General features: G+C 72.8%; 26 protein-coding genes and 1 pseudogene. 10 read left to right on the forward strand and 17 right to left on the reverse strand.

The genetic code is table 11. The annotated features are described in order from the left end of the window. Window positions 1-21 precede the first annotated feature (21 nt). Complete coding sequence (locus DZA62_RS24265; RefSeq protein WP_116951519.1) at window positions 22-1,404, reverse strand: adenylate/guanylate cyclase domain-containing protein; 1,383 nt, start codon at window positions 1,402-1,404, stop codon at window positions 22-24. Continuing rightward, a complete protein-coding gene (locus DZA62_RS24270) occupies window positions 1,401-3,110 on the reverse strand; it encodes an FAD-dependent oxidoreductase (RefSeq protein WP_116951555.1) in 1,710 nt (569 codons plus the stop codon). Before DZA62_RS24270 ends, DZA62_RS24265 begins: the two co-directional genes overlap by 4 nt. Before the next feature lie 164 nt (window positions 3,111-3,274). Here DZA62_RS24270 and arfB point away from each other — a divergent pair, with 164 nt between their 5' ends. Further along, on the forward strand, window positions 3,275-3,700 hold the full coding sequence (gene arfB, locus DZA62_RS24275) for an alternative ribosome rescue aminoacyl-tRNA hydrolase ArfB (protein WP_116951520.1): 426 nt from the start codon (window positions 3,275-3,277) through the stop codon (window positions 3,698-3,700). Window positions 3,701-3,792: 92 nt separating this feature from the next. Here the strand turns inward: arfB and nusB are convergent, their stop codons facing one another. The 3 genes from nusB to DZA62_RS24290 are packed head-to-tail and all read right to left on the reverse strand — an operon-like array spanning window position 3,793 to window position 5,950. Beyond that, window positions 3,793-4,203, reverse strand: coding sequence for a transcription antitermination factor NusB (nusB, locus tag DZA62_RS24280; RefSeq protein ID WP_116951521.1), 411 nt, complete (start codon window positions 4,201-4,203; stop codon window positions 3,793-3,795). 13 nt (window positions 4,204-4,216) lie between these two features. After that, window positions 4,217-4,777, reverse strand: a complete 561-nt coding sequence (gene efp, locus DZA62_RS24285) for an elongation factor P (RefSeq protein WP_116951522.1) — start codon at window positions 4,775-4,777, stop codon at window positions 4,217-4,219. Window positions 4,778-4,822: 45 nt separating this feature from the next. Further along, on the reverse strand, window positions 4,823-5,950 hold the full coding sequence (locus tag DZA62_RS24290; protein WP_332871896.1) for a M24 family metallopeptidase: 1,128 nt from the start codon (window positions 5,948-5,950) through the stop codon (window positions 4,823-4,825). A gap of 81 nt (window positions 5,951-6,031) precedes the next feature. Between DZA62_RS24290 and DZA62_RS24295 the strand changes: the two genes are divergently transcribed. The 4 genes from DZA62_RS24295 to DZA62_RS36500 all read left to right on the forward strand — a co-directional run bounded on the left by DZA62_RS24295 (window position 6,032) and on the right by DZA62_RS36500 (window position 8,030). Then, window positions 6,032-6,511: a hypothetical protein gene (locus DZA62_RS24295; RefSeq protein ID WP_116951523.1), complete on the forward strand. Its 480-nt coding sequence runs from the start codon at window positions 6,032-6,034 to the stop codon at window positions 6,509-6,511. A 97-nt stretch (window positions 6,512-6,608) separates the two neighbouring features. Further along, window positions 6,609-6,914, forward strand: coding sequence for a toxin-antitoxin system HicB family antitoxin (locus tag DZA62_RS24300; RefSeq protein ID WP_116951524.1), 306 nt, complete (start codon window positions 6,609-6,611; stop codon window positions 6,912-6,914). Window positions 6,915-6,916: 2 nt separating this feature from the next. Next, on the forward strand, window positions 6,917-7,357 hold the full coding sequence (locus tag DZA62_RS24305) for a type II toxin-antitoxin system VapC family toxin (protein WP_232827593.1): 441 nt from the start codon (window positions 6,917-6,919) through the stop codon (window positions 7,355-7,357). Between the two features lie 16 nt (window positions 7,358-7,373). Then, the gene (locus DZA62_RS36500) at window positions 7,374-8,030 is read left to right on the forward strand and encodes a ribosomal protein L7/L12 (protein ID WP_116951526.1); all 657 of its coding nucleotides are present in this window, start codon (window positions 7,374-7,376) and stop codon (window positions 8,028-8,030) included. 8 nt (window positions 8,031-8,038) lie between these two features. On the opposite strand, the gene aroQ is transcribed toward DZA62_RS36500, so the two are convergent. After that, window positions 8,039-8,473: a type II 3-dehydroquinate dehydratase gene (aroQ, locus tag DZA62_RS24315; RefSeq protein ID WP_116951527.1), complete on the reverse strand. Its 435-nt coding sequence runs from the start codon at window positions 8,471-8,473 to the stop codon at window positions 8,039-8,041. Between the two features lie 20 nt (window positions 8,474-8,493). After that, window positions 8,494-9,411: an aldo/keto reductase gene (locus DZA62_RS24320; RefSeq protein ID WP_116951528.1), complete on the reverse strand. Its 918-nt coding sequence runs from the start codon at window positions 9,409-9,411 to the stop codon at window positions 8,494-8,496. 176 nt (window positions 9,412-9,587) lie between these two features. On the opposite strand from DZA62_RS24320, the pseudogene DZA62_RS37680 reads away from it, so the two are divergent. Both DZA62_RS37680 and DZA62_RS36990 read left to right on the forward strand, forming a co-directional pair. Then, window positions 9,588-9,743, forward strand: a pseudogene (locus tag DZA62_RS37680) (type IV toxin-antitoxin system AbiEi family antitoxin domain-containing protein); the annotation flags it as partial. Window positions 9,744-10,000: 257 nt separating this feature from the next. Beyond that, window positions 10,001-10,573, forward strand: a complete 573-nt coding sequence (locus tag DZA62_RS36990) for a DUF559 domain-containing protein (protein WP_232827589.1) — start codon at window positions 10,001-10,003, stop codon at window positions 10,571-10,573. 94 nt (window positions 10,574-10,667) lie between these two features. On the opposite strand, the gene aroB is transcribed toward DZA62_RS36990, so the two are convergent. Genes aroB through aroC form a run of 3 tightly spaced genes read right to left on the reverse strand, consistent with a single transcriptional unit; the run spans window position 10,668 to window position 13,439 of the window. Further along, window positions 10,668-11,753 carry a 3-dehydroquinate synthase gene (gene aroB, locus DZA62_RS24335; protein WP_116951531.1) on the reverse strand — a complete coding sequence of 362 codons (1,086 nt, stop codon included), beginning with the start codon at window positions 11,751-11,753 and terminating at the stop codon, window positions 10,668-10,670. Further along, window positions 11,743-12,243 carry a shikimate kinase gene (locus tag DZA62_RS24340; RefSeq protein WP_116951532.1) on the reverse strand — a complete coding sequence of 167 codons (501 nt, stop codon included), beginning with the start codon at window positions 12,241-12,243 and terminating at the stop codon, window positions 11,743-11,745. Before DZA62_RS24340 ends, aroB begins: the two co-directional genes overlap by 11 nt. Further along, on the reverse strand, window positions 12,243-13,439 hold the full coding sequence (gene aroC / locus DZA62_RS24345; RefSeq protein ID WP_116951533.1) for a chorismate synthase: 1,197 nt from the start codon (window positions 13,437-13,439) through the stop codon (window positions 12,243-12,245). The genes DZA62_RS24340 and aroC overlap by 1 nt, the downstream gene beginning before the upstream one ends. A 164-nt stretch (window positions 13,440-13,603) precedes the next feature. On the opposite strand from aroC, the gene DZA62_RS24350 reads away from it, so the two are divergent. Together DZA62_RS24350 and DZA62_RS24355 are read left to right on the forward strand one after the other, a co-directional pair. Beyond that, window positions 13,604-15,130 (forward strand): TldD/PmbA family protein, encoded by a 1,527-nt coding sequence (locus tag DZA62_RS24350; RefSeq protein ID WP_116951534.1) that lies wholly within the window; start codon window positions 13,604-13,606, stop codon window positions 15,128-15,130. 8 nt (window positions 15,131-15,138) lie between these two features. Then, window positions 15,139-16,518 carry a metallopeptidase TldD-related protein gene (locus DZA62_RS24355; RefSeq protein ID WP_116951557.1) on the forward strand — a complete coding sequence of 460 codons (1,380 nt, stop codon included), beginning with the start codon at window positions 15,139-15,141 and terminating at the stop codon, window positions 16,516-16,518. Window positions 16,519-16,812: 294 nt separating this feature from the next. Here the strand turns inward: DZA62_RS24355 and DZA62_RS24360 are convergent, their stop codons facing one another. The 4 genes from DZA62_RS24360 to DZA62_RS24375 form a co-directional block, all read right to left on the reverse strand. Then, window positions 16,813-18,516: a calcineurin-like phosphoesterase C-terminal domain-containing protein gene (locus tag DZA62_RS24360; protein ID WP_116951535.1), complete on the reverse strand. Its 1,704-nt coding sequence runs from the start codon at window positions 18,514-18,516 to the stop codon at window positions 16,813-16,815. 100 nt (window positions 18,517-18,616) lie between these two features. Next, complete coding sequence (locus DZA62_RS24365; RefSeq protein WP_116951536.1) at window positions 18,617-19,240, reverse strand: hypothetical protein; 624 nt, start codon at window positions 19,238-19,240, stop codon at window positions 18,617-18,619. A 10-nt stretch (window positions 19,241-19,250) separates the two neighbouring features. After that, window positions 19,251-19,940, reverse strand: a complete 690-nt coding sequence (locus tag DZA62_RS24370; protein WP_157987877.1) for a hypothetical protein — start codon at window positions 19,938-19,940, stop codon at window positions 19,251-19,253. A 74-nt stretch (window positions 19,941-20,014) separates the two neighbouring features. After that, window positions 20,015-20,812, reverse strand: coding sequence for a polysaccharide deacetylase family protein (locus DZA62_RS24375; protein ID WP_157987878.1), 798 nt, complete (start codon window positions 20,810-20,812; stop codon window positions 20,015-20,017). Window positions 20,813-21,086: 274 nt separating this feature from the next. Here DZA62_RS24375 and DZA62_RS24380 point away from each other — a divergent pair, with 274 nt between their 5' ends. Further along, a complete protein-coding gene (locus tag DZA62_RS24380; RefSeq protein WP_116951558.1) occupies window positions 21,087-21,704 on the forward strand; it encodes a DedA family protein in 618 nt (205 codons plus the stop codon). Here DZA62_RS24380 and DZA62_RS24385 read toward each other — a convergent pair. The 3 genes from DZA62_RS24385 to DZA62_RS24395 all read right to left on the reverse strand — a co-directional run. Continuing rightward, the gene (locus tag DZA62_RS24385; RefSeq protein WP_198664131.1) at window positions 21,689-22,333 is read right to left on the reverse strand and encodes a response regulator; all 645 of its coding nucleotides are present in this window, start codon (window positions 22,331-22,333) and stop codon (window positions 21,689-21,691) included. The two genes, DZA62_RS24380 and DZA62_RS24385, sit on opposite strands and share 16 nt — an antisense overlap. Beyond that, complete coding sequence (locus DZA62_RS24390) at window positions 22,324-23,481, reverse strand: sensor histidine kinase (RefSeq protein WP_116951539.1); 1,158 nt, start codon at window positions 23,479-23,481, stop codon at window positions 22,324-22,326. Before DZA62_RS24390 ends, DZA62_RS24385 begins: the two co-directional genes overlap by 10 nt. A gap of 68 nt (window positions 23,482-23,549) precedes the next feature. Further along, the coding region (locus DZA62_RS24395) for a DedA family protein (protein ID WP_408619515.1) at window positions 23,550-23,898 on the reverse strand (349 nt) is incomplete at its 5' end.

The following is a 23,898-nucleotide window of genomic DNA, read 5'->3' on the forward strand; positions in this document are numbered from 1 at the left end:
CTGCGAGCCTAGCCTCGCCGCTCAGAGCCCCAGCAGCCGGTACGCCTCGATGACCCCGCTCTTGCCCTTGACCTCCAGGCCTTCGACCCGCTCGGTCCGTGCGTCGCTCAGCCGCCGCGCGGTCTCCGCGCCGATCAGGACGCCGCCGACGGGTGCGGCGCTCTCCAGCCGGGCGGCCAGGTTGACGGCGTCGCCGATGACGGTGAACGTGCGGCCGCCCGCGGTGCCGAGGATCCCGACGGCGACCTCGCCGGTGTTGACGCCGACGCGGAAACGGGGCCAGCCCGGGTGCGCGTCCGCCACCGTCGCCGTCGCCTCCTGGATCGCCAGCCCTGCCGCGGCCGCCCGCCGCGCGTGGTCGGGCTGCCCGCCGTCGCGGTTGAACGTCACCATGAGCGCGTCGCCGACCAGCCGGTCGACGGTGCCGCCGAACCGCTCGACGACCGGCGGGATCGCGATGGTGAAGTACTCGTTGAGCATCTCGGTGACGTCCTCCGGACGGGTGCGCTCGGAGAACGACGTGAACCCCTGCAGGTCGGCGAAGAGCACGCTGACGTCACGGGTCGCTCGCGCGGTGTCGCCGAGGTAGAGGCCGGCGAACCGCTCCTCGTACCACTGCCGCTGCGCGCTGACGGCGACCAGCGCGAACGCCCCGAGCATCAGCAGATGCCACTCCCACCAGCTGGCGTGCCAGTTCCGCCCGAGCGCCACGGCCACCGACGCCTCCGCCAGCAGCACGAACGCCGCGGCCATCGCCAGCAGCAGCGTCACCGACCCGGGGTGACTGGGCAGCCGGAGGTAGCGGACGACGGCGAACAGGTACAGCAGCAGCGCGGCCACCGCGAGCCAGACCAGCGGGCCGGACGCCCGTTCCGGCGGCGCGGGGTCGTCCAAGGGCGCCAGCCCGCCCACCGAGGCCGCGCCCCACAGCACCATGACGGTCAGCAGGGCGCCGCGGATCACCGCCGACCGGCGCATCACCGCGTGCGCCCGGTCGCCGGCCAGCTCCGTCGCCGACGCCGCCGCGAACACCGCCGCCACCAGCAGCCCGACCGGCGTGGCCAGCGCGAACCCGGCGTTGGACCCGTCCAGCAGCACGCCGGGCGTCGCCAGCGCGTGCAGCCCGAGGAACCCGGCGGCGGCCAGGAACGCCAGCGAGACCAGGAACACCCGGGCGTCGTTGCGGCGCCGCGCCGCCGTCCCCGTCGCGTAGGCCAGCGCCGTGCTCAGCGCGGCCGCGCCCAGCACCAGCCAGAAATGCGCCGGGTGGTGCTGCCACATGACGTCCCACTCCGGCCGCGCCAGCAACACGATCAACCCGGCGACCGGCAGTAGGAGCAGCGCCACCGCCACCCACGGCCGCGGGACGGCGTGCGTCGGCGGCTCCGCGGGCGCGCCGGTCACGGCCGATCCGCGGCAGCGATCACCTGGTGCACCTGCTGGATCACCACCGACCCCTCGCCGACGGCGGACGCGACGCGCTTGACCGAGCGGCGGCGGACGTCGCCGACGGCGAAGACGCCAGGCACGCAGGTCTCGAGCATCAGCGGCTGCCGGTCCAGCGGCCACCGCTGGGCGGCGTGGCTCTCCATGACGTCCGGCCCGGTGAGCAGATAGCCCCACTGGTCGCGCTCGATGCGCTCCGGCAGCCAGTCGGTGTGCGGCTCGGCGCCGATCAGCACGAACAGCCCGGTCGCGGGCTCGGTGCGGGTCCGTCCGGTCTCGCGGTCGCGCAGCTCGATCCACGCCAGCCGGCCGGCGCCGCCGCCGTCGACCACCTCGGTGCGCAGCCGCACCCGGATGCCGGCCGCGTCGATCGCGTCGATCAGGTACTGCGACATGCTCTCGGCCAGCGACGCCCCGCGCACCAGCAGCGTCACCGAGCCGGCGTAGCGGGACAGGTACATGGCCGCCTGCCCGGCCGAGTTGCCGCCGCCGACGACGTACACCGGCTCCCCCGCCATGGCCCGCGCCTCCGACACCGACGCGCCGTAGAAGACGCCGGCGCCCGCGAACGCCTCCAGGGACGGCACGCCGATGCGGCGGTAGCTGACGCCGGTGGCCAGCACGACGGCGCGGGCTCGGGCCTGCTGCCCGTCCGCCGCGGTCAGCACGTGCCAGCCGTCCTCGTCGGTCAGGTCGACCAGCTCGTTCATCAGCAGAAACGTCGTCCCGAAGACCCATGCCTGCTGGTAGGCGCGCTGGGCCAGCTCGGCGCCGCTGATGCCGCGGGCGAAGCCGAGGTAGTTGCGGATCAGCGAGCTGGACCCGGCCTGCCCGCCGATCGACTCGCGCTCGACGACGAGCGTGCGCAGCCCCTCCGACGACGCGTAGACGGCGGCCGCGAGCCCGGCCGGTCCGGCGCCGACGACGATGAGGTCGAAGTCGGTCTCGTCGCCCAGCGTCGTACTCACGCCGTAGGCGTCGGCCAGCTGACTGTTCGTCGGGTCGACCAGCACGCGGCCGTCGTGCAAGAGGATCACCGGCGCCGTCGTGTCCTCGAGGCCGGCCGAGGCGAGCGCACTGCGGCCCTCGTCGGTGTCGGAGGGGTGGAACTGGTGCTGGACGCCGTTGCGGACCAGCAGGCTGCGCAGCTCGTGGGCACGCGGCGACCAACGCTGCGCGACCACCGTCACCTCGCGCGGTGCCGCGGAGACCGCCCGTTCCCATTCGAGCAGGAACTCGGTGACGGTGCGGTGGAAGTACTCGTCCGGCGTGCGCCAGGGCCGCAGCGCGTAGTAGTCGATCTTGCCGAGCGCGATCAGCCGGTGGATGGCGTCGGCGGTCTCGCGGTCGGCCCACGCGCCCCAGTCGACGACGAGCGCCCGCTTGGCCTCCGGGTAGAGCTGTTTGACCTGCCCGAAGACGGCGTCGGTGGCGGCGGAGCCACTGGGCGGCTGGTCGCACAGGACCAGCGCGACCTGCAGGCCGCGCTCGCGCATCGACTCCAGCGTCGTCAGCCCGGCCGCTCCGCTGCGCTCGTCGACGACGTCGTAGTCGCCGCCGTAGCGCCGCCGCAGCTGGTCGGCGATGCGGTCCTGGCCCGTGGTGTCGTGCTCGTGCTCGATGACCACCAGCGCGGGCCGCCGCTGGTCCGGCTGGACGGACATGGCCACGCCGGCACCTCCCCCCGAAGGTGGCGGCCAGGCCTGCGCGTCGCCGGCCGCATGGTGGCGAGTCTACGGCGCGCAGGCACGGTTGCGGCCGGTCGCGACGGAAGAAGCGCGGGCAGCCGGCCGCATGGGCCAGGGCGCCGGCGGGAGAGAATGGGCGGGTGGCACCGGTCCGAGTCCGCGAGACGCTCGTCATCCCCGACGACGAGCTGTCCTGGCGCTTCTCCCGGTCCAGCGGGCCGGGCGGCCAGGGCGTCAACACGACCGACTCGCGGGTCGAGCTGTCCTACTCCGTGGCCGGATCTCGGGTGCTGAGCCCGGTCATGCGGGCGCGGCTGGCCGAGCGGCTGCGGCACCGGCTGGTCGACGGCGTGCTGACGGTGGTGGCGTCGGAGCACCGGTCGCAGCTGCGCAACCGCGAGGCGGCCCAGGCCCGGCTGGCGGTGTTGCTCGACGACGCACTGCGCCCGCCCCCGCCGCCGCGCCGCCCGACGAAACCGTCACGCGCGGCCCGCGCCCGCCGGGTGGAGAAGAAGCGCCGCACCGGCGAGACCAAGCGCCTGCGCCGCCGCCCCGACGACGGCTGAGCGACGCACGACGGGGCCGAGGCGTGGCGTCACCGCTGATCTCGGCCGGGACCCGGCGCGTTCAGCGGTGACTCCGCGCCGGGCTCTCGCGTCTACGCGCTCAGGCTGGGCTTGATCGCCACCAGCCGGCCGAGCAGGCCGTTGACGAACGTCGGCGACTGGTCGGTCGACAGGTCGCGAGCCAGCGAGACCGCCTCGTCGAGCGCCACCGGGTCGGGGACGTCGTCGCGGTAGAGGACCTCGTAGACGCCGATGCGCAGCACGTTGCGGTCGACCGCCGGCATGCGCTCCAGCGTCCAGCCCTCGGAGTAGGTCGAGATGAGCTCGTCGATGCGGTCGCGGTGCGCGATGACACCCTCGACGAGCTGCACGGTGTACTCGTTCAGCGGCTGCTCGGCGGTGGCCATGCGGTGGGCCAGCGTGGCGCCGAGCGTGAGCCCGCGCAGCTCGGACTCGTACAGGATGTCGAGCGCGCGCTTGCGGGCACGGCTCCGGGCTGGCATGTGACGGCGCCCGTCAGCCGGCGCGGCCGAGGTACGAACCGTCGCGGGTGTCGACCTTGATCTTCTCACCGCTGGTGATGAACAGCGGCACCTGGACCTCGAAGCCGGTCTCGAGCCGGGCCGGCTTGTTGCCGCCGGTGGAGCGGTCGCCCTGCAGGCCCGGCTCGGTGTACTCGATGGTGAGCACGACCGAGGCCGGGAGCTCGATGAACAGTGGCGTGCCGTCGTGCAGGCCGATGGTCGCGTCCTGGTTCTCCAGCATGAAGTTCGCCGCGTCGCCGACGACGCCCGCGGAGACGTGCGTCTGCTCGTAGCTCTGGGTGTCCATGAACACGAAGTCGTCGGCGTCGCGGTAGAGGTAGGTCATCTCGCGGCGGTCGACGTTGGCGGTCTCGACCTTGACGCCGGCGTTGAACGTCTTGTCGACCACCTTGCCCGAGAGCACGTTCTTCAGCTTCGTCCGCACGAACGCGCCACCCTTGCCGGGCTTGACGTGCTGGAACTCCACCACGCTCCAAAGCTGCCCGTCGAGGTTGAGCACGATGCCGTTCTTGAGGTCGTTGGTCGTCGCCACGTCGTTCGTTGCCTTCTGTCGTCTTGGTCTCGGGTCCCGGCCGCGTCAGGCGTCCAGGACCAGGAGGTCCTTGGTGGTGGGTGTGAACAACTCGGAACCGCCGGAGGCCCGAACCGCCAGCGTGTCCTCGATGCGGACGCCGCCGCGACCGGGCAGGTAGATCCCGGGCTCGACGGTCACAGCCATGCGATCGGACAGTGTACCCGCCGCGGAGTAACCGAGCGTCGGCGCCTCGTGGACCTCGAGGCCGACGCCGTGCCCGGTGCCGTGTCCGAAGTTCTCCTTGTAGCCGGCGTCGTCGATGATCGCGCGGCTGGCGCGGTCGACGGACATGCACTCGGCGCCGACGGCGACGGCCTCGGTGCCGGCCAGCTGGGCCGTGGCGACGAGGTCGTAGATCTCGCGCTGCCAGTCCTGCGGCTGCGCCCCGACGACGGACGTGCGGGTGCAGTCGGCGTGGTAGCCGCGGTAGGCGGCGCCGAAGTCGATCTTCAGGAGGTCACCGCGCTCGACGACGCGCTCGGTCGGGCGGTGGTGCGGGATGGCACTGTTGGGGCCGGTCGCGACGATGGTCTCGAACGCGACGGCGTCGGCGCCGTGGCCGAACATCCGCCACTCGAGGTCGCGGGCGATGTCCTTCTCGGTGCGCCCGGCGAACCCGCCCGCGGCGTACAGGTCCTCCAACGCGCGGCAGGAGATGGCGCACGCCTGCGCGAGCAGGGCGAGCTCGTCCTCGTCCTTGACGGCGCGCAGCTGCTCGACCGCGCGGCCCAGGTGCACCGTCTCGACGACGGCGGGCTCGGCGTCGATCGCCGCCTGCACGGAGTCCCAGAGCTCGAGGGTGACGGCGTGCTCCTCGACGCCGAGCCTTAGACTCCCCCCGGCCTTCGCCGCACGCGCCGCGAGGGACGTCACGACACCCCGCTCGACCACCAGCTCGACGTCTTCTGCCACGGCCTTCGCGGCCGTAGAATAACGACTATCCGTCGCGAGCACGGCCGAACCGTCCGACGTCAGGAGCAATGCCGCGTTACTGCTGTCGAGGCCGGTGAGATAACGGACGTTGACCAGGCTTGTGACTAACGCCGCGTCAATCTTGTCATCAACCAGCTTCCGAGCTAGTTCGGCGCGTCGCCTCGCGTGGGTCTCCGCCATCGTGTACGCCCTCTCCATTGGTTCTGACCTGTGCGGACATCATCGCATTTCAATAATTGAGACGGGTGCTTCGCAGTTGATCAGCGCTCGACTACGCTCATGATCATGCTCATCCTCGGCCTGGTCGTCATCGTCATTCTGGCCCTCGTCATGAGCCTTCTTGTCATTCGGCGTGGGCCCGAAGCCACCACCACCCGCACCTTCTCTTCGTCCTTGACGCCGCCTCCCGGTGCGCGACTCCCCCGCGAGTTGCAGGACGAAGTGCGCGACATCGCCTCGCGCGGCAATACCGACCAAGCCGTCAAAGTCCTGCAGAAGCGGGCACACCTCCCACTACCGCAGGCTACCGCCATCGTCTACGCGCTTCAGGCGGGACAGGTGTTCCCCGAGCCCGAGCCGATCAGCACCGCGCCGGCGAGCCCGACACGGCGGCGTGGCGCCGTCGACGCCGAACTGCTGGCCACGCTGCGCCGGCTGGTCAGCCAGGACCGGCTGCGCCGCACGGCCGCCATCCGGCTGCTCCGCGAGCGCACCGGCATGAACGGCCGCGACGCCCGGCGGTTCCTCGACGCGCTGTGACTCCTTCCCCATGCGGACTCGCTGCCGCATGAGACCTCGCGGACGGCACCCAGCGACGCCTTGATATCACCACCCATGCCGGTGATAGCATGCCGGCATGCGTCAGTTGCTGCTGCGGATCCCCGACGATCTCCACCGGCGGCTGTCAGCGCGGGCCCAGCGTGAAGGCGTCTCCATCAACGCGCTGGCCAACAAGGTGCTCTCCGCCGCCGCGCCGCCGCCTCCTCCGTCCGACGACGACATCGACGTACGCCGCCTGGAACTGCGCGAGAAGGCCCGCGACCTCGGCATCCTCGTCGAGAGTCCGGCTCCGTCCGTCCCGCCGGCCCAGTTCACCCGCGCGCTTCGGGCCACCGAGGGCGCCGGCCCGGTCGTCGACGAACTGTGGGCCGACGGCCGGTGAGCATGCTCACCTACGTCGACTCCTCGGTGCTGGTGCGCTCCTACCTCGCCGACGAGCCGCGGCACGCCGTGGCGCGTGGCCTGATCGAGGGCCGCACGCTGCTGGTCACGTCGACACTGGCGCTGCTGGAGGCGTCGTCGGCGCTGGTCCGGGCCGCCCGCACGCGGCGCGTCGGCGACGTCGACACGCTGCTGGCCAAGCTCTACGAAGAGGTGTCACCGACGGGGCCGATCGCGCTGATCCGCGCCGACACCCTCGACACCGAGAACACCGCCCGGGTGCTCGTGCGCCGGTTCGGCATCCGCGCGTTCGACGCCCTGCATCTGGCCATCGCCGACCTCGCCGCGCGACCGCTGGCGCGCTCGGGCGAGCGGGTCGGGTTCGCCTCGCACGACACCGCGCAGCGCGCCGCGGCTGCGGATCTGGGGTTCGTGACGGTCTGACCGGTACCGTCATCGCGTGGATTTCTGGCTGATCGTCGTCATCGCCTTCGGGGCCGCGCTGATCATCGGGTTCGGTATCGTCCTGCGGCGGGCCCGGGTCGACGCGGCGGGAGGGACGCCCACGACCACGCTGGCGGTGTCGCCGCCGGCCTCCGCGCCGGCCCCGGCGGCACCGTCCGGCGGCGGGTCGCTCGACGACGCCGTCCACGCACTGCTGGCCGAGGGCCGGCTGATCCCCGCCGTCAAGCTGGTCCGCGAGCGCACCGGCTTCGGGCTCAAGGACGCCAAGGACTACGTCGAGCGCGTGCAGGCCGGCGCCGCACCCGCCGCGCCGGCCGCGGTGTCGCCCGAGACCGTCACGCCCGAGGCGATGGCGCAGATCCAACAGCTGATCGCCCAGGGCAAGACGATCCAGGCGGTCAAGGAGCTGCGCGCCCACACCGGTTTCGGCCTCAAGCAGGCCAAGGACACCGTCGACCGCATGGCCGAGTCGGGCGTCGTCGCCGCGCTCGACGGCCCCGCGCCCGCCGCTCCCCCGTCGTCCGACGAGGTCATGGGCCGGGTCCGCGCGCTGGCGGCGCGGGGCAAGAAGATCCAGGCCATCAAGGAGCTGCGCGATCACTCGCCCGGCCTGGGCCTCAAAGAGGCCAAGGACATCGTCGAGCGGCTCTGACCGCCGGCTCAGACGAGGTCGGCGACGGCGCGCAGCGCGAGGTCGTAGGAACCCAGCCCGAAGCCGGCGACGGTGCCGGTCGCGACCCCGGCGACGACACTGGTGTGCCGGAACTCCTCGCGGGCGGCCGGGTTGGAGATGTGCACCTCGATCAGCGGCGCGCGCAGCTGGGCGCAGGCGTCGCGCAGCGCGTAGGAGTAGTGCGTGAACGCGGCCGGGTTGAGCACGACCGGCGTGCCGGCGTCGGCGGCCTCGTGCAGCCAGTGCACCAGCTCGGCCTCGTCGTCGGTCTGCCGGACGTCGGCGTCGAGGCCGAGACCGGCGGCGGTCTGACGGCACCGCTCGGCCAGGCCGGCGAAGGTCGTGCTGCCGTAGACGTCCGGCTCGCGGGACCCCAGGCGGCCGAGGTTGGGACCGTTCAGCACCAGTACGCGCGTCGTCACGCGCCGACCCTATCGGTGCCTCACGGGAGCCGGTTGCCGGCCGCCCGGTAGAGCGCGTACCAGGTCTCGCGGCTCAGCTCGATGTCGGCGGCGCGGGCCAGCTCGGCGACGCGGGCCGGCTTCGTCGTGCCGACGACCGGCTGCATGCGGGCCGGATGGCGCAGGATCCACGCGACGGCCACGGCCGCCGGCGTGGCGCCGTACTCGGCGCCGAGCGCCGCGAGCTCCTCGTTGAGCTCCCGGAAGTCGGGATTGCCGAGGAACGTCCCGGCGATGTGGCCGTGCTGCAGCACCGACCACGGCTGGATGGTGATGCCCTGCAGCCGGCAGTACTCCAGCGCGCCGCCGTCGCGGACCACCCCGCCCTCGAACCCGGTGTTGACGTTGAGCCCGGAGTCGACCAGCGCGGTGTGCGCGAGGCCGAACTGCAGCTGGTTGGCGATCAGCGGCTGGCGCACCCGGGCGCGCAGCAGCTCCAGCTGCGCGGGGTTCTGGTTGCTGACCCCGACGTGGCGCACCTTGCCCGCCGTCACCAGCTCGTCGAAGGCCGCCGCGACCTCGTCGGGCTCCATCAGGGTGTCCGGCCGGTGCAGGAGCAGCAGGTCGACGTAGTCGGTGCGCAGCCGGCGCAGCGACCCCTCGACCGACGCGCGGAGGTGATCGGCGGAGAAGTCGAAGAACCCCGGCCGGATGCCGCACTTCGTCTGCACGACGATGTCCTCGCGCCGCGTCGTCGTCCGGGCCAGCGCGGCGCCGAACACCTCTTCGCACCGGCCGCCGCCGTAGATGTCGGCGTGGTCGAACATGGTGATGCCGGCGTCGGTGGCGGCGCCGATCAGCCCGGCGACCTCGCCCTCGGACAGCTGGTCGATGCGCATGCAGCCGAGCGTGACGGCCGAGCCGCGCAGCCCCGAGCCACCGATGTCGATGTACTTCACCGGGCGAGCCTATCCGGGCGGCCGTGGCGGGCTCGTCCACCTTGGCAAGGCTGACCGTCGCTCCGAACAGGGCATTTCGGACACCTCAGCGACAACCAGCCCAGCCAAGCGGGCGGTCAGCCTTGCCAAGGCGCGACCTGTGGACGACGGATTCGCCGGAACCGCCACCGTGGGCGATGATCGAGCCGCCCGGCAGGCGATCGAGGGGATGCGTCGTGGCCGACCTGCCGCCCGTGGTCACGTATTCCGGCGCGCTGGCCGCCGGCCTCACGGCGAGCGCCGTCCGTCATCGCGTGCGCCACGGCCGTCTCGTCCAGGTGCGCCACGGTGTGTACTGCTCGCCGCGCGTGTGGGAGCGCATGGGCGGTGACGCGCGGCTGCGGCACGAGCTGGAGATCCGAGCCGTGCTGATGTCGCTGGGTGGCGCGTGGGTGAGCCACTACTCCGGTGCGGCGCTGCAGCAGCTGCCGCTGCCGTCGGGCTGGGACGAGACCATCATCCTGACTCGTCCGTCCCGGGCGGCCGGGCGCATGTCGTATCCGGTGTCCGCTTCAGGACCGCGGCCGTCCCCGCCACCCATCGGACGAGGGTGTTCGGACTACCCGTCCTCACCGTGGCGCGCAATGTGCTCGACATCGCGCGCACCGACGGAGTCGCTGCCGGTCTCACCGTCGCGGATGCCGCGCTGCGCCGTGATCTCACGACGACGGCGGAGCTGGCCACGACCGCCGCCGATCTCGCCGGCTGGCCCGGGGTATCGAACGCCCGGCTGGTGGCAGAGCACGCTTCCGGACTGCGCGAGTCGCCGCTCGAGTCTGTGTCGTTTGCACTGTTCGTCCGGCGCGGGCTGGTCCTGCCCGAATGCAATGCGTGGCTCACCGACGAGCGCCGCGGCGGCGTGCGGGCGGACTTCGCCTGGCGACGTCACCGGCTGCTGGGTGAGGCGGACGGCCGAGTGACGTACGACGACCCGTGGACCACCGACGAACCCGTGCTCTGGAAGGAGAAGCTGCGCCAGGAGCGACTCGAGGACCTCGGCTTCGTCGTCACGCGCTGGACCGGCGCGGAGATCCACCGCGACCCGGACGCCGTCGTCGCGCGCCTGGCCGAGCGGTCGCGCCGGGCGCACGACCTGTACGGCGCCCCGCTGCTCGTCCCCTGACGCTGTCGGTGCGGGGTGCCAAGATGGTGATCATGAACGGAGCCGCCGGCGTGGCCCGACCACCGGCCCAGAGCCCTGCCTCCGGCCGTGCCGGCTAGCGTGCGACCTCGGTGAACGCGGCCGTCAGCAACTGCGGGTCGGGCGCCTCGAGGATGCCCGGCTTGCCGAGCGCGTCGAGCACGACGAACCGCAGGCGGTCGCCGCGGCTCTTCTTGTCGATGCGCATGGTGTCGAGCAGCCGCGGCCAGGCCTGGCCGTCGTACGTGGTCGGCAGGCCGAGGGTCTCGAGGATGCGGCGATGCCGGTCGGCGGTGTCGTCGTCGAGGCGTCCCGCCAGGCGGCCCAGCTCGGCGGCGAACACCATGCCGACGGAGACCGCGGCGCCGTGCCGCCACTTGTACCGTTCGAGCTTCTCGATGGCGTGGCCCAGCGTGTGCCCGTAGTTGAGGATCTCGCGCAGCCCCGACTCCCGCAGGTCGGCGCCCACGACGTCGGCCTTCACCTGCACCGACCGCACCACGAGGTCGCGGACGTACGGGCCGTCGGGCAGTGCCGCGCCGGCCGGGTCGGTCTCGACGATGTCGAGGATGGTGGGGTCGGCGATGAACCCGGCCTTGATCACCTCGGCGAGACCGGCGACGTACTCGTTGCGCGGCAGCGACGCCAGAGCGGCGAGGTCGCAGAGCACGCCCGCCGGCGGGTGGAACGCGCCGACCAGGTTCTTGCCCTCGGCGGTGTTGATGCCGGTCTTCCCGCCCACCGCGGCGTCGACCATGCCGAGCACCGTCGTCGGGATCGGGACCCACGCGACACCGCGCAGCCACGACGCCGCGACGAACCCGGCGAGGTCGGTGGTCGCGCCCCCGCCGATGCCGACGATGGCGTCGGAGCGGGTCATGCCGATGCGGCCGAGCACCGACCAGCAGTACGCCGCGACCTCGGCGGTCTTCGCCTCCTCGGCGTCGGGCACCTCGACGGCGTGCGCCTCGAAGCCCTGCGCCAGCAGGTCGTCGCGTACGGCGTCGGCGGTGGCCCGCAGCGCGCCGGGGTGGATGACGGCGATGCGCTGGACGCCGTCGCCGAGCAGGCCGGGCAGCTCGCCCAGCAGGCCGGTGCCGATGACGACGTCGTAGGGGTGCTCGCCGCCGACCTGGACGCGGGTCGGAGCCTCAGTGGACATGCTTGACGACCTCGTCGGCGATGTCCTCGGGGTCGCGGCCGCCGGTGTCGACGGTGACCGTGGCGACCTCGAGGTAGACCGGGCGGCGCTCGTCGAGCAGCCGCTTGAGCTGGGCGCGCGGGCTCTCGATGAGCAACGGGCGGTCGCGGTTGAGGCCGACCCGCGAGACGGCGTCGGCCAGGCCGACGTCGAGGAAGACGACGACGTGCCCGGCCAGCAGCGCGCGGTTCTCGGCCGCGACGACCGCCCCGCCGCCAAGCGCCAGGACGCCGTCGTGCTCGGCCAGCGCGGTCGCGACGGCGGCCCGTTCCAGCGCGCGGAACGCCGGCTCGCCGTCCTCGACGAAGATGTCGGTGATCGGCTTGCCGGCCGCGCGCTCGACGTCGGCGTCGGTATCGCGGAACGTGGTGTCCAGCCGCCGCGCGACCAGTGTGCCGACGGTGGTCTTGCCGGCGCCGGGCGGGCCGATGACCACGACGCGCGGCGCCATCAGCGCACCGCCAGCCGGGCCGGGATGGCGTCGAGGTAGGTCGTGAGGTTGCGGGCGGTCTCGGCGACGGAGTCGCCGCCGAACTTCTCCAGCGCCAGCTCGGCCACGACCAGCGCGACCATGGCCTCGGCGACGACGCCCGCGGCCGGCACCGCGCACACGTCGGACCGCTGGTGGTGCGCCTTGGCGACCTCGCCCGTCTCGGTGTCGACGGTGCGCAGCGCCCGCGGGATGGTCGAGATGGGCTTCATGGCGGCCCGGACGCGCAGCGTCTCGCCGGTGGACATGCCGCCCTCGATGCCGCCGGAGTGCCCCGATGTCCGCCGCACGCCGCCGCCGTCGGCCGGCACGATCTCGTCCTGCGCCTTCGAGCCGCGGGTGCGGGCCAGCTCGAAGCCGTCGCCGACCTCGACGCCCTTGATGGCCTGGATGCCCATGAGCGCGCCGGCCAGCCGGGCGTCGAGCTTGCGGTCGCCGTGCACGTAGCTGCCGACACCCGGCGGCAGTCCGGTGACGACCACCTCGACGACGCCGCCGAGGGTGTCGCCCTCGTCGTGCGCGGCGTCGACCTCGGCCACCATGAGCTTGCTGGTGTCGGCGTCGAAGCAGCGCAGCGGGTCGGCGTCGAGGTACTCGACGTCGTCGGGCGTGGGCAGCGGCGAGCCGGCCGGCACCGCGACCGTGCCCAGCTCGACCGTGTGGCTGACCAGCCGGACGCCGTAGGCCTGCCGGAGGAACGCCGACGCGACCGCGCCGAGCGCGACCCGGGCCGCGGTCTCGCGGGCGCTGGCCCGCTCGAGCACCGGACGGGCCTCCTCGAAGCCGTACTTCTGCATGCCGGCGAGGTCGGCGTGGCCGGGACGCGGACGGGTCAGCGGCGCATTGCGAGCACTGTGCGCGATGTCGGCCTCGTCGACCGGGTCTGCCGACATCACCTGCTCCCACTTGGGCCACTCGGTGTTGCCCACCTGGATGGCGACGGGGCTGCCGAGCGAGCGGCCGTGCCGCACCCCTCCGGTGATCGTCACCGCGTCGGCCTCGAACTTCATCCGGGCGCCGCGGCCGTATCCGAGCCGCCGCCGCGCCAGCGCCGCGTCGATGTCGGCGGTCGTGACCTCGACCCCGGCCGGGAGACCTTCGAGGATCGCGACCAGGGCCGGCCCGTGCGACTCCCCCGCTGTCAGCCATCTGAGCATGACTCGAATTCTCCCACGCTCCGCCCGCCGGCCCCGACCGGCGTCCACGGGCCGACATCGAACCGTCGTCGCCGCGCGGAGTTCTGTCCGTTCGCCGGCTGATCCCGGCACTACTGCGGTCATGCCCGTGCCCGCCCTCCGGACGCTGGTCTAGGCTCGGCAGGGTGCCGCACGAGATCGATCCAGCCTTCATCGCCCTGCCGATGCGCTCGCTGGCCGACGCCGCGTTGCAGCGGGCCCGCGACCTCGGCGTCGAGCACGCCGACTTCCGGCTCGAGCGCATCCGCTCCCAGGACCTCTCCTTCCGCGACGGCAAGCTCGAGGGCAGCCGCGACGGCGAGGACGTGGGGTTCGCGGTCCGCGTCCTCCACGAGGGCACGTGGGGTTTCGCCGCCACCGTCGACCTCACCACCGACGACGCCGCGAAGACCGCCGAGCGAGCGGTCGACCTCGCGAAGGTGTCGCGCCGGCTCAGCCCGGCCCGCGTCGAGCTGGCCGACGAGCCCGTCCACCCCGACGTCACCTGGGTGTCCGCCTACGCGGTCAACCCGTTCGACGTCCCCGACACCGAGAAGATCGACCGCATGGTCGGCCACTCCGTCCGGGTCCTCGCGCAGCCCGACGTCGACCACGTGACGGCGCAGCTGCAGCAGGTGCAGGAGAACAAGTTCTACGCCGATACCCGCGGCACCGTCACCACTCAGCAGCGGGTCCGGCTGCACCCGGTCTTCGAGGCGCTCAAGGTCGACGCCACGAGCGGCCGGTTCGAGACCATGCGGACACTGGCCGCGCCGGCCGGGCGCGGCTGGGAGTACGCCACGGGCGCCGACGGCGTCGTCGACTGGGGCGCGGCGCTCGACGAGCTGGGGCCGCTGCTGGCGGAGAAGTTCGGCGCGCCGAGCGTCCGCGCCGGCCGCCACGACCTCGTCATCGACCCCACGAACCTCTGGCTGACCATCCACGAGTCCATCGGGCACGCCACGGAGCTCGACCGCGCGCTCGGCTACGAGGCCAACTACGCGGGCACCTCGTTCGCCACCCTCGACCAGCTGTGGACGCTGCGCTACGGCTCGCCGGTCATGCACGTCACCGGCGACCGCACCACCCCGCACGGCCTGTCGACCATCGGCTACGACGACGAGGGCGTCGAGGCGCAGCGGTGGGACATCGTCAGCGGCGGCACCCTGGTCGGCTACCAGCTCGACCGCGCCATGGCCGCCGCCAACGCCAGCGCGCTCGGCACCAGCCGCTCCAACGGCTGCGCGTTCGCCGACTCCCCCGGCCACGTGCCGGTGCAACGCATGGCCAACGTCTCGCTGCAGCCGGCCGACGGCGGACCGTCCACCGCGGAGCTCATCTCCCAGGTCGACGACGGCATCTACATCGTCGGCGACAAGTCGTGGTCCATCGACATGCAGCGCTACAACTTCCAGTTCACCGGCCAGCGGTTCTACCGCATTCGCGGCGGCGAGCTGGACGGCCAGCTGCGCGACGTCGCCTACCAGGCCACCACGACCGACTTCTGGGGCTCGATGGCCGCGGTCGGCGGCCCGCAGACGTACGTCCTGGGCGGCGCGTTCAACTGCGGCAAGGCCCAGCCGGGGCAGGTCGCGCCGGTGTCGCACGGCAGCCCGTCGGCGCTGTTCCGCGACATCCGCGTCCTCAACACCGCCGAGGAGGGTGGCCAGTGAGTGGCACCATGACGCCGCAGGAGATCGTCGAGCGCTGCCTCGAGCTGTCCAAGGCCGGCGGCGCGCTGGTCCTGGTCGACGAGACGTCGACGGCGAACCTGCGCTGGGCCACCAACGCGCTCACGACCAACGGCGTCACCCGCGACCGGTCGGTCACGGTCATCGCGACGGTCGACGGCGGCACCGGCACCGCGTCCGGCGTGGTCGCCCGCAGCGCCGTCACGCCCGAGGGCCTGGAGCCGCTGGTCCGCGCCGCCGAGCAGGCCGCCCGCGACAACGGCCCGGCCGAGGACGCCCAGCCGCTCGTGCCCGGCGACGCCGGCCCGGGGTGGGCCGAGGCGCCCGGCGAGACGTCCCCCGACGTGTTCGCGCACATCGCGCCCGCCCTCGGCGACGCGTTCAGCCGCGCCGACGACGAACGGCGGCTGCTCTACGGCTACCTCGAGCACGGTGTCCGCACCACCTACCTCGGCTCGTCGACGGGCCTGCGCGCCCGTCACGAGCAGCCGACCGGCCACATCGGCATCACCGGCAAGTCCGCCGACAAGACCCGTTCGGCCTGGGTCGGCCAGTCCTCGCGCGACCTCACCGACGTCGACGTCGCCGCTCTCGACGCGGAGCTCACCAAGCGGCTGGGCTGGGCGCAGCGCACGGTCGAGCTGCCGGCCGGCCGCTACGACACCGTCCTGCCGCCCACCGCCGTCGCCGATCTGATGATCTACGCCTACTGGACGATGAGCGCGCGCGACGCCGCCGACGGGCGGTCGGTCTACTCGGCGCCGGGCGGCGCGACGAGGGTCGGCGAGCGGCTGTCGAAGCACCCCGTGTCGCTGTGGTCCGACCCAGCCGCCGCGGGCCTCGAGTGCGCGCCGGCGGTGTTCGCGCACGCGTCGTCGGCGGAGTCCAGCGTGTTCGACAACGGCCTGCCGGTCTCGCGCACATCCTGGATCGACGACGGCACCCTGCGCGCGCTGCTGCAGACCCGTCACTCGGCCGGGCTGACCGGGCTCCCCGTCACCCCCGCCGTCGACAACCTCGGCCTCACCGTCGACGGCGCCACCGGCGGCGTCGAGGAGCTCACGGCCGGCGTCGAGCGCGGCCTGCTGCTCACCTGCCTCTGGTACATCCGCGCCGTCGACCCGCAGACGCTGCTGCTCACCGGCCTCACCCGCGACGGCGTCTACCTGGTCGAGAACGGCGAGGTGACCGGCGCGGTGAACAACTACCGGTTCAACGAGAGCCCGGTCGCGCTGCTCGACCGCTTCGCCGCCGCGGGCGCCACGGTGCCGACGTTCAGCCGCGAGTGGGGCGACTACTTCCCCCGCACGGCGATGCCGGCCCTGCGCGTCCCCGACTTCAACATGTCCTCGGTCTCACAGGCCTCCTGAGGCCATCCTGGCTCAGCATCGGATCTTTCCGTACCCGATGCTGAGCCGACCTCGTGGCATCGGATGCCTGCCGAGCTCGGGGCCGGCTTCGTCGACTCAGGTGTCCGTTCGCGCCGGCCGCTCTCTGTGGATCGCCAAGATCATCGGCGATTGCTAGCGCTATAGCACCACAGATCCTTGATGATCATGTGGCGCGGCACCTGGCTGCCCAACGCCAGCCGGTGATCAGGTGATGGTTGGCGGTTTACTGGTGCTATAGCGCCAGCAAACCGCCAACCATGAGTGCGTCACGCGTTACGGGCGGCCGCCGGTGACGGTGATGGTCTCGTCGGTGGTCGAGACCTTGCCGTAGGGGTCGGTGCTGCGGACGACGACGGTGTGCTCGCCGTAGCGCAGGCCGCGGGGCAGTTCGTACGACCACAGGTGCGACGACGGCTCGGGAGCCGCCGGGCGCAGGCTGCCGGTCAGGGTCGAGCGCAGGACCGAGATGTACGGGTCGTTCTGCGGCGACAGGTGCTGCATCGGAACGAAGCGGCCGCCGTCCACGCTGACCTCGACGGTGTGCCGCTCGCCGCCGTCGAAGACGTTCGCCGTCACCGTCGGCCGCGGCACGGCGGCGCCGGTCCAGTCGCGCGAGTGGAACCGCACCGCGCCGGGCGCGAAGCCGTCCACCCCGCTGACGCCGGTCGGGATGCGCACCTCGTCGCCCCAGCCGCCGTCGAAGGTGAGCCGGATCTGGTAGTCCTCCGGCAGGCTGGCCGGCGTGAACCGGGCCCGGTACTCGTTGCCGTCGAAGAACAGCTCGTAGTGCCCGTTCGGGTTGCCGTCGGACATGTCCGCCGCCTGGATGCCCCGCGAGTCGCGCGGGCCGGTGTTCCAGCCGCTGCCGCGCACCTCGGCGAGCACCTGGTGGTGGAAGTCCTTCGGGCCATACCAGCCGTGCTCCTCGCCCATGTACATCTGCCAGCTGTTGCTGGTGTCGTGGCCGGAGATCGTGTAGACGTGCTCGCGGTCCTCGAGGACCGCGAACAGCTCGGTCAGGTTGGTCGTGTTGACGCCGTCGGACGCGGTGGCGTCGGTGGCCAGCGGGATGTGCGTCCCGATGACGATCAACCGGTCCGCCGGCACGTGGCGCAGGTCGTTCTCCAGCCACTGCAGCTGCTCGTCGTTGAGGTAGCCGATGTAGCCGTGGTCCGGGCCGTCGTGCCTGACGTTGTCCATCAGGACGAAGTGCACCCGGCCGTAGTCGAACGAGTAGTCCGTCGGCCCGAACGTCTCCTTGTAGGTGTCGGTGGCGTTCGCGTCGGTGGGCGCGTCGTAGTCCATGTCGTGGTTGCCGGGCGTGTTCCACCACGGGATGCCGATCGCCGACACCGCCTGGTTGTGCGGCGCGAACAGGTCCAGCGGGTCGTTGACGATGTCGCCGACCGTGAGGCCGAACCGGGCGTCGGTGGTGCCGATGATGCCGGCGATCACGTCGATCGCCATCGTGTCGATCTGCCCGACGTTGGAGGTCTGCGGATCGGCGAAGGCCAGCGCGGAGAACGTCTCGTCGAGGGAGTCGTCGCGGTGCAGCGGGAAGTCGACCGACGCCGGCAGCGGCCCGGTCGGTTCGACGCCGCCGTAGCGCAGCTCGTACGGGCTGCCGTCCGGGTAGTGCTTGTAGTAGAACTGCGGCAGCTGGACGTCGTTGACCGGCACCATCCAGCCGGCCGGCTTGCTGACGAAGATCACGGTCTCGTCGTCGACCGTCAGGCTGTACCGGCCCTGCGCGTCGGTGCGCACGACGTCGCGCCCGTTCGACACCGACACGTCCGGCACGCCGGCCTCGCCGCTGTCGCGCTCGCCGTTGCGGTTGGCGTCGTCGTAGACGACACCGGTGGCGGTCTCCGTCTCGGGCGCGGTCTCGGCGCCGGCCAGGCCGAAGCCGGTCGCGCCGAGCCCGGTCACCGTCGCCGTGATGCCGGCGCCCAGGAGCCAGCCCTTGCGTCTCGCCATGGAAATCCTCCGGTCGGGTGGGGGCACGGAGTTGCGAGACTTCACCCTGTCGGCGCCACCCCAACGCGAGGTGACGAACCCACACACAACGGCGGAAGAGTTAGGTCACCAGCAGAACGCCGAAGCCGGCCACCGCGAGGACGCCGAGCACGCCGGCGGCGATGACCGACGCGAGGCAGAGATAGCCGGTGAACTGCAACGACACCGGCAGGAAGGGTGCCACCCGGGGCAGGTCGGCGAACCGTTCGAACAGGTCCTTGGTCAGCTGGACGCCGGCCCACACGCCACGCGCCGCCCGGCCGGCGCCGCGCAGGCCCGGTCCGGCCGACCGCACCTGCTCGAGGGCGTCACCGGCGCGCGCCCAGGCGCCCGCGACGTCGTAGGCCTCGCCCAGCTCAGCCGCCAGCTCGTCGACCGGGTCGACCGCACGGACCAGCCGGCGCCGCCGCCACAGCAGCATCAGCCCGGGCGCCGCGCCGGCGACCGCGAGCGCGAAGAAGAACGGTCCGCCGCGGTCGGCCGCGAGCCCCTCCAGCACCAGCAGCAGCGCCGGCGGCAGCGGCAGCACGCCGGCGACCAGCAGCGGGATCCGCACCCGGCGCACCAGCTTGGCCAGCGCGGCGGCCAGCTCGCGGATCAGGGAGGCGCGCGTCTCGCCGGCCGACGCGGCCGCCGCCACCGCCGTCCGCCGCCAGCGGTCGAACCGGCTCTCGTTGACGGTCATGCATGGCCTCTCACGTGATCCGGTGCGGAAGGAGGACGATGCGCTCGGCGTCGCGGTCCAGCAGCGCCGGCGCCAGCCCCGACAACGCGGCGACCTCGTCCAGCGCCGCGTACCCGCCCCGCACGTCCCGCGCGACGACGAAAGCCTCGGCGGTGTCGCGCGGCCAGCCCAGCGCCGTCGCCAGGCCGTCGGCGCTGGTGTTGTTGAGGTCGACCAGCCCGCCGTCGTCGTAGCTGCGCTCGGCGTCCGGACGGCCGATGCTCAGCTCGTACGCCATGGAGGGGTCGCGGGCGACGATCTCGCGCGCCTGCCGGCGTCGTTCCCGGCCGGCGAGAACGGCCCGCACGGCAGGGTGGTCCTCGATCGCCTGGACGGCCTCCGGCTCCGGCTCGTACGGCGGCAGCTCGACCACCTCCTCGCGACGCGCGAAGACCACCGGACGTGCCTTCAGGGCCGCGCCGACGCCGGCGATGGCGGTCGCGAGGAAGATCATCACGAAGACCTCGTTGTCCGAGCCCAGCGCGTACCTGAGCAGCATGCCGGTGCCGCCGGACGCGAGCAGGCCGGTCGCCGCCAGCCAGCCGGAGGTCCGGGTGCGCCACCACGCCTGCGCCGCCGGCAGCCAGCCGAGAATTCCGACGGTGTAGACCGGCATGAGCACCCAGAGACCCTGGCCGATCGCCCGGAAGACGCGTCGCATGGGCGTAAGGGTGCCATAGCGCCGGCGCCGGGCCACTCACCCCCGCACCTGGCCCTGACGGGTGCCGAGACCCGTCAGCCGCGCGGAAGGACGAACTCGTAGCCGGCCGCGCGCAGGGTCTCGATGATCGCCGGTAACGCCGCCACCGTGCCGGCGCGGTCGCCGCCGCCGTCGTGCAGGAGGACGATCGCGCCGGGGTGGACGTTCTCGGCGACGTAGTCGTGAATGGCGTGGGCGCCGGGCTTGCGCCAGTCGCCCGGGTCGACGCTCCAGCCGAGCGGGACCTGGTCGTGCTCGGCGGCGATCTCGTTGACGTTCGCCGCGAAGTTGCCGCCGGGCGAGCGGAAGAACGGCACGTCGACACCGGGGACGGCGTCCTCGATGGCGTCGAGAGTGCCGGCGATCTCGTCCTCGATGACGTCGGGGTCGCGGTCGGGCAGGGAGGTGTCGTGCGTGATGGTGTGGTCGCAGAGCCGGTGGCCCTCGTCGGCGATCTCGCGGACGAGTTTCGGGTACAGCCGCGCCATCTCGCCGACCACGCAGAACGTGGCGGTGATGTCGTACCGGCGGAGGATCCGCAGCACCTGCGGAGTCTGTTCCGGGTGCGGGCCGTCGTCGAAGGTGAGGGCGACGGTGCGGCCGTCGCGGCCGTTGAGACGGCGGGTGCCGGCGTCGTCGATCTCGGCGACGGGAGCCTTGCCGTCCTCGACGGCGGGCACCAGTGACAGCAGCCGGTCCTGCGCCTTGGGCGCGGCCTGCTGGGCGGTTTCGGCGGCGGCCGACGTGCTGCTGGGCGGCTCGCTGCGGGCAGCGCCGACGATGACCCCGACGATGAGGCACAGAATCAGGGCAGCACGGAGTCCTCTGGCCACCGGCACCACCCCACTTCAGTCAGGACGAATCCGTCAGAACCCGGCAGGTGCGACGGTACCGGCGCAGCGGCGCAGACCCGATGAGGCGCGCCGAATGCGCTTTCCACCGCAGACCGCCCATCCTGCGGGCCATGACATGTGGTTTGGCACAGGACGATCTCTGCGGTGACCTTCATCGCGCCGATCGCTCCCTATCCCTTACGGTCGAGTCGTGAACATCCGCCTCTCCCCGGAAACCGAGCTGACCGGCCTGGCCGGCTGGGCCGTCGACCTCATGGACACCATGGGGGCCGTCGGTGCCGGCCTCGCCATCGCCGCCGAGAACCTGTTCCCTCCGCTGCCCAGTGAGGTGATCCTGCCGCTGGCGGGGTTCACCGCCAGCCGCGGCGACATGAACCTGGCGGCGGCGATCATCTGGACGACCATCGGCTCGGTGGTCGGCGCGCTCGTCTGGTACGCCGTGGGCGCGGCCGTGGGGCGCGACCGCACGCGGGCCATCCTGGCGGCGCTGCCGCTGGTGAAGATGAGCGACGTCGACAAGGCGGAGGCGTGGTTCGGCAAGCACGGCGTGAAGACCATCTTCTTCGGCCGCATGATCCCGATCTTCCGCAGCTTCATCTCCATCCCGGCCGGCGTCGAACGCATGTCGCTGCCGATCTTCCTGGCCTTCACCACGCTCGGCAGCGCCATCTGGAACAGCGTGTTCATCCTGCTCGGCTACCAGCTGGGGCAGAACTGGGACGCCGTCGAGCAGTACATCGGCATCCTGCAGTACGCGGTCATCGCGGCAGTGGTCATCGGGGTGGCGGCGTTCGTGGTGCTGCGCGTCCGGTCCAACCGGCGCGACCGCGAGCGCGCCCGGCACCGGGTCCGCCGTCAGGAACCGAGGTAGCGCAGCACCGCCAGCACCCGGCGGCTGTAGCCGCCGGTGGCGGTCAGCTCGAGCTTCTCGAAGATGGCGTTGGCGTGCTTCTCGACGGCGCTCTGCGACACGTGCAGCCGCCCGGCGACGGCGGCGTTCGTATGGCCCTGCGCCATCAGCTCCAGCACGTCCCGCTCGCGCGGGGTGAGCCGCTGCAGCGGGTCGCCGTGGGTGGTCCGGGCGATCAGCTGCCGGACCACCTCGGCGTCGTAGGCCGCTCCCCCGGCGGCCACCCGGTCGAGCGCGTCGAGGAAGTCGCCGACGTGCGCGACGCGGTCCTTGAGCAGGTAGCCGACGCCGTCGGTGTGCGTCTCGAACAGCTCGGCGGCGTACCGCTTCTCGACGTACTGCGACAGCACCAGGATCCCGACGGCCGGCCACTCGGCCTTGATCCGCAACGCCGCCCGCAGCCCTTCGTCGGTGTGCGACGGCGGCATGCGGACGTCCGCGACCACGACGTCGGGCGGATCGGCGGCGACGGCGGCCAGCAGCGCGTCCGCGTCGCCCACCGAGGCGGCGACGTCGTGGCCCTCGTCGCCGAGCAGCTTCGCCAGACCCTCGCGCAGCAGCACGGAGTCCTCGGCCAGCATCAGGCGCACGGCAGCTCCACCTCGACGACGGTCCCGCGGCCGGGCGGCGACTCGACGGCGAACCGGCCGTCCAGCGCGGCGACCCGGCGGCGCAGTCCGGCCAGCCCGCCGCCGCCGGGGTCGGCGCCGCCCGCGCCGTCGTCGGTCACTCGCACCCGCACCGCCGCGCCCGCCCGCCACACGTCGATGTGCAGCGACGACGCCCCGGCGTGCTTGACGGCGTTGGTGGCGGCCTCGGCGACGACGAAGTAGACGGCGGTCGCGACCGGTTCCGGCGGCGACCCGGCCGCGTACGAGAGCTTGGCGCCGGCGCCCTCGGCGACCGCCGTCAGCGCCTCCTCGAGCCCGAGGGTGTCCAGCGCGACCGGATAGACCCGCCAGGCGACGGCGCGCAGGTCGGCCAGCACCCGCTGCGACTCCTCGTGTGCCGCCCGGAGCAGTTCGTCGCCACGGTCGCGGTCCGCCGCCCGCCGCGCCCGCCCCAGCAGCAGGCCGAGTGCGACCAGTCGCTGCTGGACGCCGTCGTGCAGGTCGCGTTCGATGCGCCGGCGCTCGGCGTCGACGGCGGCCACGACACCGGCGCGGGACTCGGCCAGTTCGTCGATGCGCCGCCGCAGTGCCTCGGCCTCCGTCGGCCCGAGGAACCGCCGCGCCGCCCGCCGATCCAGCCCGACGACGCCGGCGAGCCCCTGGACCGCGATGTACAGCAGCACGGCGCCCGGCAGGATCAGCGACAGGATGGTCAGCCCGGTGACGGGTTCGCCCTCGGCGTCGGGCGGGCTGCCGGCCAGCCACATCCGCACGGTCACGGCGACCGTCGCCAGTCCCCAGACGACCAGCAGCAGGATCGCCGCGCCCAGCAGCCCGACGACGGTGCGGGCGGCGAGGTACCCGAGCAGCCGCCCCGGCAGGACGGCGTCCGGTGCGGGTGTCGGCGTCGCCAGCCACTCCCGCAGCCGCCGCCGCTCCCAGGCCACCAGCACGCCCGCCGGCCGCGCGGCCGCCGTCAGCACGCGGTCACGCGACGCCGGCGCCACCGCGACGGGCAGCAGCGACAATCCGGCGAACAGCAGGAATGCGAGCGAGACGAACGCCGACACCGCGCCCAGGCCGAGCCCGGCCGTGCGCCGCCATGCGACGCCCGCGACACCCCGCACCCACGGCCGCAGCGGCGCCGCGGCCGTGGTGGTCGTGGTGGTCGTGGTGGTCGTGGTGGTCGTGGTGGTCAGACCAGCTCCTGCGGCTTCTCGTCCGGTGAGCCCTCCGGGTCGGCCGCGGACTCCGTGGCGCCGGCCTGCTCCGCGGCACGGCGCTTGTTGCGCACGGCGATGCGGTGCCGGATCAGCTCGACGAGGCCGGTGATGCTCAGCGCGATGCCGAGCCCGACCCCGAGGCCGAGCAGCGGGTTGTCCTCGAACGCGTGCCCGCCGACGTAGCCGATCATGCCGGAGTAGGCGCCCCACGACAGCGCCGCGATGGCGTCGTAGAAGGTGAACTTGCGCAGCGGGTACTCGACGGTCCCGGCCGTGAGCGTGACGGCGGTCCGGCCGCCCGGGATGTAGCGCGCGACGACA

This window comes from Jiangella endophytica (assembly GCF_003427025.1).
GTDB classification, from domain to species: domain Bacteria; phylum Actinomycetota; class Actinomycetes; order Jiangellales; family Jiangellaceae; genus Jiangella; species Jiangella endophytica.